The organism is Coriobacteriia bacterium (genome assembly GCA_031292615.1).
Lineage (GTDB): Bacteria > Actinomycetota > Coriobacteriia > Anaerosomatales > JAAXUF01 > JARLGT01.
On the sequence record JARLGT010000094.1, the window covers coordinates 1 to 8,262 of the forward strand.

Annotated in this window: 10 protein-coding genes; 4 read left to right on the top strand and 6 right to left on the bottom strand. The window is 65.4% G+C overall.

The window, feature by feature from the left end; all coding sequences use genetic code 11:
- The first annotated feature begins 29 nt into the window (after positions 1 to 29).
- Positions 30 to 305: a hypothetical protein gene (locus P4L93_08500; protein MDR3686979.1), complete on the top strand. Its 276-nt coding sequence runs from the start codon at positions 30 to 32 to the stop codon at positions 303 to 305.
- 33 nt (positions 306 to 338) lie between these two features.
- On the opposite strand, the gene P4L93_08505 is transcribed toward P4L93_08500, so the two are convergent.
- From P4L93_08505 to P4L93_08530, 6 genes are all read right to left on the bottom strand, one after another.
- Positions 339 to 947, bottom strand: a complete 609-nt coding sequence (locus P4L93_08505; GenBank protein MDR3686980.1) for an NAD(P)H-dependent oxidoreductase — start codon at positions 945 to 947, stop codon at positions 339 to 341.
- Between the two features lie 30 nt (positions 948 to 977).
- Positions 978 to 1,577 (bottom strand): PadR family transcriptional regulator, encoded by a 600-nt coding sequence (locus P4L93_08510; protein MDR3686981.1) that lies wholly within the window; start codon positions 1,575 to 1,577, stop codon positions 978 to 980.
- A gap of 206 nt (positions 1,578 to 1,783) precedes the next feature.
- Positions 1,784 to 3,595, bottom strand: a complete 1,812-nt coding sequence (locus tag P4L93_08515) for an ABC transporter ATP-binding protein (GenBank protein ID MDR3686982.1) — start codon at positions 3,593 to 3,595, stop codon at positions 1,784 to 1,786.
- Positions 3,595 to 5,331 carry an ABC transporter ATP-binding protein gene (locus P4L93_08520; protein MDR3686983.1) on the bottom strand — a complete coding sequence of 579 codons (1,737 nt, stop codon included), beginning with the start codon at positions 5,329 to 5,331 and terminating at the stop codon, positions 3,595 to 3,597. The genes P4L93_08515 and P4L93_08520 overlap by 1 nt, the downstream gene beginning before the upstream one ends.
- Positions 5,332 to 5,508: 177 nt before the next feature.
- Positions 5,509 to 5,727 carry an SHOCT domain-containing protein gene (locus P4L93_08525; GenBank protein MDR3686984.1) on the bottom strand — a complete coding sequence of 73 codons (219 nt, stop codon included), beginning with the start codon at positions 5,725 to 5,727 and terminating at the stop codon, positions 5,509 to 5,511.
- Positions 5,728 to 5,931: 204 nt separating this feature from the next.
- Positions 5,932 to 6,894, bottom strand: a complete 963-nt coding sequence (locus P4L93_08530) for an EamA family transporter (GenBank protein MDR3686985.1) — start codon at positions 6,892 to 6,894, stop codon at positions 5,932 to 5,934.
- A 62-nt stretch (positions 6,895 to 6,956) separates the two neighbouring features.
- On the opposite strand from P4L93_08530, the gene P4L93_08535 reads away from it, so the two are divergent.
- From P4L93_08535 to P4L93_08545, 3 genes are all read left to right on the top strand, one after another.
- Positions 6,957 to 7,475 carry an NUDIX hydrolase gene (locus P4L93_08535; GenBank protein ID MDR3686986.1) on the top strand — a complete coding sequence of 173 codons (519 nt, stop codon included), beginning with the start codon at positions 6,957 to 6,959 and terminating at the stop codon, positions 7,473 to 7,475.
- 2 nt (positions 7,476 to 7,477) lie between these two features.
- Positions 7,478 to 7,810 carry a hypothetical protein gene (locus P4L93_08540; GenBank protein ID MDR3686987.1) on the top strand — a complete coding sequence of 111 codons (333 nt, stop codon included), beginning with the start codon at positions 7,478 to 7,480 and terminating at the stop codon, positions 7,808 to 7,810.
- Between the two features lie 55 nt (positions 7,811 to 7,865).
- Positions 7,866 to 8,262, top strand: a 397-nt coding sequence (locus tag P4L93_08545) for a homocysteine S-methyltransferase family protein (GenBank protein MDR3686988.1), incomplete at its 3' end; no start/stop codon positions are given.

Below are 8,262 nucleotides of genomic sequence, written 5' to 3' on the forward strand. Positions count from 1 at the left end.
CGTACTATGAGGGCAAGTAAGGAAAGGCGGTGGGAATTATAGCTGCGTTTGCGGAAATCGACCGGGTGTTCGTCTCGCGGGGTCGCCAACCCGCGGCTGTGGGCGATGTTCGCATCTTGGCGATGCCGGATCATCCCACGCCCATCGAGATCAAGACCCATGTCGCCGAACCAGTTCCGTTCGTGCTGTGGGGCCCCGGCGTCGCAAGCAACGGCGCCGACCGCTACGACGAGGCCACCGCCGAGGCCACAGGTCTGCACCTCGATCCCGGCCGACAGGTCATGGACCAGCTACTCGCCGAGTAACCCGACGGCAAGGCCTCGTGCGTCTCGACTTCCCTAGATCTTGCCGGCAAGCATGCGGCCGAGCGATCCGGCCTTGTCGCGCTCCCACTCGTCAAACGAGTGGCGCATCCAGCCTCCGGTCAGCGCGAGCGAGCCCACCGTCTTGATGCCGCCGCCGTCGAGTGCGCGACGCAGCTCGCGAATTGGACCCGTCGTATAGCCGAAGAACGTCGCAAGCGGCTCGGGTGCCTTGCAGGCTGTGATGATGACCGCGCGCTTGGCAGCACGCGCGGCGGGAGCTGCAGGAACGTCTCGGCGGCCTACGCCGGGCAACACGAGCTGGCCGCTGGCGGGGAAGAAGCGCTGCAGGCGCTCGAGGATCGCCTGCGTGGTGTCATCAGGCCGACGGAAGTAGGCGGGGAGTCCGAAGATCACACCATCGGCGTTGTCGATGGCTTCAGCGAGGATGGGGAGGTCGTCGGGGATCTTGCAGGCCTCGGTCAGGCGGCACCAGCCGCACCCGGTGCACGAGTGCACCTCGAGGGAGGCAAGTCGGATACGAGTGACTTCAGCGCCGGCGGTCTCGGCTGCGGCTGCAGCCTCTTCCACCGATAGGCTGATGACGCCGCGTGCCGGGCTCGCGTCGATCGCCAAGATCTTCACCGCATACTTCCTCCCATGGTTGCGACGGTATCAGGCCGTCGTCGGTCCGAACAGGGGTCTCTGTTCCTCGCCTTTTGCCAAAGGCGGCAACGATCCGGCCTTCAGCCCATCTAGACAGTCGTCGAGCCAGTCGATGGCCGCGCGCTCGACCGCGATCGCGCCGCTGAACGCGGCGTCGCGAAGAGCAATAACTCGCATTGGGGCGTCGCCGCTCTGCGCAGTTTGCAGCGCTCTGTCGCGCAGGTCGTCCAGCCGCGCTTGGTGGAGTGTCCTGCGATCGGTCAGCTGTGCCGAGAGTTGGTCGTCGCTTAGCTGTCCGGCGAAGTAGACCTGCAGCAAGAACGCATCGCGCGGGGCCGGCAGGGGATGTGGCTCCGCCAGCCAAGCGGACAGAGTGAGTCGCCCGAGGTCTGTGATCGCGTAGACCTTGCGGTCCGGCTTGCCGGCCTGGCGCTTCCGCGTCGCGGTGACCAGTTTGGCGCCTTGCAGACGTTCGAGCGTGCGGTAGATCTGGGCCTGATCGGCGGTCCAGAAGTCCTTTGCAGCGTCATCGAAGCAGCGCGTCTTCAGGTCGTAGCCCGAACGCGGGTGTTCTCCCAAGAATCCCAGTATCGCTACGTCGAGCGACAACCTTCGGCCCCCTCAAAGCCATATATGACAACACGCATAATAGAGAAGTCATATATAAAACGCAACAGTCAACCTTACCTCTAGGAATGCAGAATAACGCCTGCTCATGAGGCATGCGACGTGACTGAGGTTGAGGTTGATGGGGGCTGAGAGCGCCTAGGTCGATGCCAATGGGCGCTTAGAGAGTGGCGAAGACCCTGGCTTGCCTACTGCTCGGTGAACTGCGCCCGATAGAGTGCTGAGAACGGCCCATCGGCTTCGAGAAGCTCGTCGTACGGTCCCTGTTCGACGATGCGCCCGGCGTCGACGACTACGACTCGGTCAGCGTCCCGAACGGTCGAGAGCCGGTGGGCGATGATCAGCGCCGTGCGGCCCTTCAAGATGTTGCGAAGGCCCCGCTGGATGAGCATCTCGGTGCGCGTGTCGACAGAGCTGGTGGCTTCGTCGAGGATCAGAATGGCGGGGTCGCCCACGATGGCGCGAGCAAATGCGATGAGTTGGCGCTGGCCGGTCGACAAGGTCGCACCGCGCTCGGTGACGGGCGTGTCGAAGCCCTGCGGCAAGCGGTCGATGAACTCGAGCGCCCCGGCGGTCTCGGCGGCCTTGCGGACCGTGTCATCGCTTGCGTCCAACGCGCCATAGCGGATGTTCTCGGCGACGGTGCCGCTGAAGAGGAACGGGTCTTGGAGTACAACGCCGAAGTTGCGACGCAGGGCCGAGAGGCTCAAATCGCGCACGTCTCGGCCATCGAGGAACATCTGACCCTGCGTGGGGTCGTAGAAGCGGGGGACGAGGTTGACCATCGTGGTCTTGCCCGCGCCCGTCGCTCCCACGATCGCAAGTGTCTGACCGGGCTCGATCGTCAGGTCGATGCCGTGCAGGATCTCCGTCCCCGTCTTGTACGCGAAGTGCACGTCGCGGTACTCGACGCGGCCTTGCGCGCGTCCAAGGGTCAGCGCGCCGGGGACCTCGGCAATCTCAACGGGCGTGTCGAGCAGCGAGAAGACTCTTTCGCCGCCGGCCAGAGCTGCTTGGGTGTCGGAGTACAGCGACGAGAGCTGGCTGACCGCGTTGAAGAACTGGCGCGCGTAGCTCAGGAACGCCACCACCACGCCGATGGTAATCAGCTGCTGAGCCGCGAGGTAGCCGCCGAGAGCTGCGATCAGCGCCGTTGCGACGGTCGAGATGAGTGCGAGTACCGGTGAGAAGGCGGACGAAACCACTGCGGCGTTCACGTTGGCGTCGCGATTGGCGGCGTTTCGCTGCGTGAAGATGCCGCGGTTTCGATCGGTGCGGTTAAACGCCTGGGCCACCTTGATGCCGCCGAGTTCCTCGGCGAGTGTGGCGGAGACGTCACCGATGGCCTCTTGGCGCGTGCGGAACGCCCGGCGCGCGATGACGCCAAACAGGCGCGTCACGCCGATCATGAGCGGCACGACGACAAGCGTGGCCAGCGCGAGCTGCCAGTTCACCCAGAACATCGCGATAAGGGTGGCCGTGAGTCCGACCGCCGAGCCAAGAAGGCGCCGGAAACCCTGCCCGAGGAACGAGTCAACTTGGGCGATATCGTTGATAAGGCGGCTCATCAGGTCGCCGGACTCCACCGCTTCGAAGTAGCCCACGTCGAGCTCTTCGATCTTGACGATGACGTCGGCGCGGGCATCGAACAGCGCGTACTGGCCTGCGGTGCCCAGCGCGTAGATCTGCTGACGAGTCGCCAGCCAGCCGAAGATCGAGGCGGCCACGAGCGTCAGCCCCGGCACCACGAGCGGCTGGATTCCGCCGCCGCTCTTGGCCGCCGTGGTCGCGACGTCGATGATGCGGCCGGTCAGCGCCGGGGTGGCCGCCGAGGCCACGGACGACAAGACGACCCATATCGAGCCGACAATCAGGTCTCGGCGGTACGGCATCAGGTAGCGCGACAGGCGCAGCACGGTTGCGCGTGCCGACGTTGGCTTCTCTGTCTTGACCAGCGAGCTGAGGCGACCGCCTCCTCCTCCAGGTCCGCGATGGGCCATTACTGCTCACCGCCGATCAGCTGGCTTGCGGCAATCTCGGCGTACAACCCGCTGCGCTCGAGAAGCTCGGCGTGACTGCCCGAGTCCACGAGGCGGCCCTCGTCCATCACAAAGACGATGTCGGCGCGCCGTGCGGTCGACAAGCGCTGCGCGATGATGAACGTGGTACGCCCGTCCATCAGGCGGTCGAGTTGGGTGCGAATCGCAGCCTCTGTCGCCGAGTCCACAGACGATGTGGAGTCATCCATCACAAGGATGCGCGGATCTATCAGCAGCGCCCGCGCGATTGCGATGCGCTGGCGCTGGCCGCCCGAGAGCTTGACGCCGCGCTCGCCGACTCGCGTGTCGTACCCGTCGGGTAGTGTGGTGATGAAGCCGTCGGCCTGAGCGCCAACGGCGGCCGAGCGCACGTCGTCGTCGGTAGCGTCGGGGCGGCCGTAGGCGATGTTGTCGCGCACCGTGCCCGAGAACAGGACGCTGTCCTGCATCACGAAGCCGATCTGGCCTCGCAACGACTCGAGTGTCGCGTCTCGGACGTCCACGCCATCGACTAGCACAAGCCCGGCGGAAGCATCGTAGTAGCGCGGAATTAGGTTGACGAGGCTCGTTTTGCCCGAGCCGGTCGCGCCGACGATTGCCACGGTTGTGTCGGGCTCGACGGTGAAGCTGACGCCCGAGAGCGTCTCGGCGGTGGCACCTGGATAGCGCAGGTGGACGTCGCGCAGCTCGACGTGCCCGGTCAGACGCGGGAGCACGACGGCGTCTGGCTTCTCGGCGACGTCTTCGGGTGCGTCGAGGACCTCGAACAGGCGCTCGGCGCTCGCACTGGACTGCGCGATCTGCTGGGCCGAGAAGCCGAGGGTCGTGAGCGGTCCGAGGAGCAAGAAGATGTAGGAGTTGAACGCGACGAGCTGGCCCACGGTCAGAGTGCCGTGCACGATCTGTATGGCCCCTGCCCACGTCACGAAACCAACGCCGATCGTGCCGATGCTGAACATCAGCGGGAAGGCGTTGGCAACAGTGGTGCGCACGACGAGGCCCTGTTGGAGCAGTGCGTCGTTCGCACCCCGATAGCGCTCGGTCTCGAAGGGCTCGCGCGCGAAGGCGCGGACGACGCGCACGCCGGCGATGTTCTCTTGCAGGACCGTATTGAGCGCCGCGAGCTTCTGCTGTCGGCCGCGAAACATCGGCCCGAGCTTGCTGACGAACAGAACAAGCACGACCACCGTGACCGGCACCACCATGAAAGACAGCAGTGCGAGTTGCACGTTCATCCGCAGCAGGAGGAAGACCGAGCCCACGAGCATCAGCGCCGCCGAGACGACCTGGACCGCGCCGCTGCCCACGAAGTCGCGCACCTGATCGACGTCGGACGTGACGCGCGTGATGAGTTGGCCGGTCTGCGCGCGGTCGTGATAGGCGAAGCTCAAGCGCTGGAGCTTGTCGAAGATGGCGTTGCGCATGTCGAACGCCGAGCCGTGACTCGCCTTGGCAGTGAAGTAGCCTACGAGGAAGTTCACAACGCCGTCGAAGATCGCCACGGCGACAAGCGCCACGGAGCCGGTCCAGATAACCCGGTAGTCGGCTTTCGTGATGCCCTGGTCGATAATCTGGCGCAGGATCTGAGGGCCGACAAGATCGGCGACGGTGGTCAAGAGCACGGAGATAACGCCCAGCAGCGCGTACCAGCGGTACGCGCGGATGAACCTCATTGCGCGAAGCAAGGATGACGACACGAAAGGGCACCTCGGGCTGCTCGGCGACGAACGCGAAAGGTACGGACGTCGAAAGAACTACGCCACCGATTCTACCCCAGACACGAAACGACCCGGTTCTGCCTGACCGGGTCGTTTCGCACAAGGAGGGAAGGGTCGGCGCATGGAGGGGGGAGTGCGCCTAGAGTTGGTGGGTTGTTATCGGCGGAGGATCACCAGCATGCGGTCGTACTCCTCTGCCGTGATCTCGCCCTTCGCGTAGCGGTGGGCCAGAATGCGCTCGGCCTCGTCGACGGGGGACGTGCCCCTCGCGGCGTGGACCGGCTGATGGCCGACAAGGACACCGTCACGGTGTCCAACGATGGCCACGGCGACTAGTGCGGTCAGGCCGGTGACTACGATCATTGCGAACAACATGGTGTGCGGCCTCCTCACTTCTCCGTCTCTGCGGGATACGTGCATCCCTCGTGCTTCCGACTATGGCGTTCGCGTGCGAAGCGCCAGTGGATGCCCCGTGGAGATGGTGTGAAGCAAGCGTGAGGGTGCTCTAACAAGCGCCGTGAGCCGCGGCGGGTGGAATCTGAGTTGGGCCTCGCGCGGCTGTTCGTGCAGGTAGCGGCGCTAGACCTCGTTCGGAGCGACCTCAATCGAGCCGCGCGATGGCAGCGTCGGCGCGGCCGTCGTGATGGCGACCCCCGCAACGATGACTGCCATCCCAACCAACTCGGCCATTGTGATCGGCTCGGGCGGAACGATGCCGAGATGCCCCGCAAAAGCGCCTGCGAACACGGCGATCACGGGATTGACGAAGGCGTACGTCATCACCTTGCTGGCCGACAGGTTGTTCAGCGCGTACGTGAACGATGTGAGCGCCACGGCGCTGCCGATGATCGACATGTACAGCAGCGCGCCAACAGTCGCCGGCGTCAGGTGGAAACGGCTCCACTCGCCCAGCGCCGTGCCAAGCACGAGCAGCACGCCGCCGGCGATCACCATCTCCCAGGCGGTGACGACCAGGCTGTTGGCCGCGGTTGGGTGGCGCTTGCCGTAGATGGTGCCGCCAGTCCACAGCCACCCACCCACGATCATGACGACCGTCCCTATCAACTCGCGAGCACCAGTAGGGGTCGACATCGTTGCCAAGCGCGGCCACAGCAGTATGCCCAGCCCCGAAAAGCCGATCGCCAACCCGAACCATCCCAGCTTGCCCGGACGCTGCATCCCGGGCAGGAACGACTCGACCAAGGCCACCCACAGCGGGATCAGCGCGACGATGAGCGCCGCGAGCCCCGACGGGATGTTCTGCTCGGCGAGGAACGCGAAGTACTGGCCACCCACGAGCAGGCACAGACCCACAATCGCCGAGATCTTCAGGTCCGCGGGGGAGATCTTGGGGGAGGCGCCGCGCCACCACGCGATCGCGAAGATGAGAAGAGCCGCCGGCCACTGGCGCACGCCCGCGAACAGCGTGGGCGGCAGCCCGGCCGATAGGCCTACCTTGATGCCGAGGTACGTGGTGCCCCACACGACGTAGAGAATCAGCATCGAGAGCACGAGTTTGAAGCGTTGAGACGTCTGAGGCACGAGTCCTCCGCGAGATGGTGGGGTTGGAGTCTGCCCAGTGTAGCGCAGCTCATCGGTGCTCAATGGCGCGCGCCGAGACGCGAGAACCGGCGTCGAGCGGCACCGCCATCCGCTACACTTGCGCCATGAGCGGCTACACCTACAACTACCCTCGCCCGGCCTTCAGCTGCGACACCGTCGTGTTCGCTGGCCCTGCCAGCGCGCGCAAGGTCTTGCTGGTCAAGCGCGCTGCCGAGCCCTTTCTCGGGTGCTGGGCGCTGCCGGGCGGCTTCGTCGACGAGGGCGAGCGTCCCGTGGATGCTGCCCGCCGCGAACTGTGCGAAGAGACCGGCCTGATCTGGGAGGGCGAGATGGTGCCGGTCGGCGCGTTCGGCGATCCCGGCCGAGATCCGCGCGGCTGGAACGTCTCGGCGGTGTTCCTTGCCGACATCGGCTTCGAGACGCCGACGGTCGTTGGTGGCGACGACGCTGCCGACGCGCGCTGGTGTTTCGCAGACGAGCTGCCCCACGAGATGGCGTTCGACCACCCTGAGATCATCAGGGTTGCGCTGGTTCGTCTGGGCTGCGAGCAGGCAGGCTGAGGATGTACTTCGGCAACGCGGGTCTTTCGCGCTACACCTTCTTGGGCGTCGGCTTCTGGGTCGTGATGGTTTCGGGTATCGCCTTTACGCTCGTGTACGCGGTCGGTTCGACGCGCGGCAAACGAGCGGCTCGGCTGTGGACCAACCTGTGCGTCGCGCTCGTGGTGGCAGGCGGAGCGGGCGACATCGCGTGGGCGATGGCGACCGGAGAGTGGCGCTCGTTCATGGGCGCTATTGGGCCCGAGCCGCTCATCGAGATGGCGATGCTGGCCATCTTGTTCTTGGGCAGCATGTGGTTCATGGCCATCCGGTACACTGGTGGGCTCAAAGACTAGCAGTTCGGCGGGAGTGCTCAGACTCTTCTGCCGCGGTGGAGATGAGAGTCAAGACATGCCCGACATCATGATGCGCATAGGCCGAGACGTCCTCGTAGTGGACGGCGCCATGGGCACGATGCTGCACCGAGCCGGTATGCCCGCAGGCGAGTGCCCCGAGCTGCTCAACGTCACCAATCCTGAGATGGTCGCCGACGTACATCGCCTCTATCGGTTCGCGGGCGCGGACTGTGTGACCACCAACACCTTCGGCGGCTCGGCGCCCAAACTCGCCGAGTATGGGCTTGCCGATCGCGTCGTCGAGCTCAACGTAGCCGCAGTCCGCATCGCCCAGCGGGAGGGCGGACCGCACGTCTTGGCAGACATGGGCCCGACGGGGCTCGTCATGGAGCCGATGGGTCCCGCCACCTTCGAGCAGGTCTTCGCGGCGTTCGCCGAGCAGGCCGCGGCGC

What these genes read in the sequence shown, in the direction of transcription:
- P4L93_08540 (MDR3686987.1), top strand. Translation starts at nt 7,478, where the DNA reads ATGTACTTCGGCAACGCGGGTCTTTCGCGCTACACCTTCTTGGGCGTC.
- P4L93_08525 (MDR3686984.1), bottom strand. Translation starts at nt 5,727, where the DNA reads ATGTTGTTCGCAATGATCGTAGTCACCGGCCTGACCGCACTAGTCGCC.
- P4L93_08535 (MDR3686986.1), top strand. Translation starts at nt 6,957, where the DNA reads ATGGCGCGCGCCGAGACGCGAGAACCGGCGTCGAGCGGCACCGCCATC.
- P4L93_08515 (MDR3686982.1), bottom strand. Translation starts at nt 3,595, where the DNA reads ATGGCCCATCGCGGACCTGGAGGAGGAGGCGGTCGCCTCAGCTCGCTG.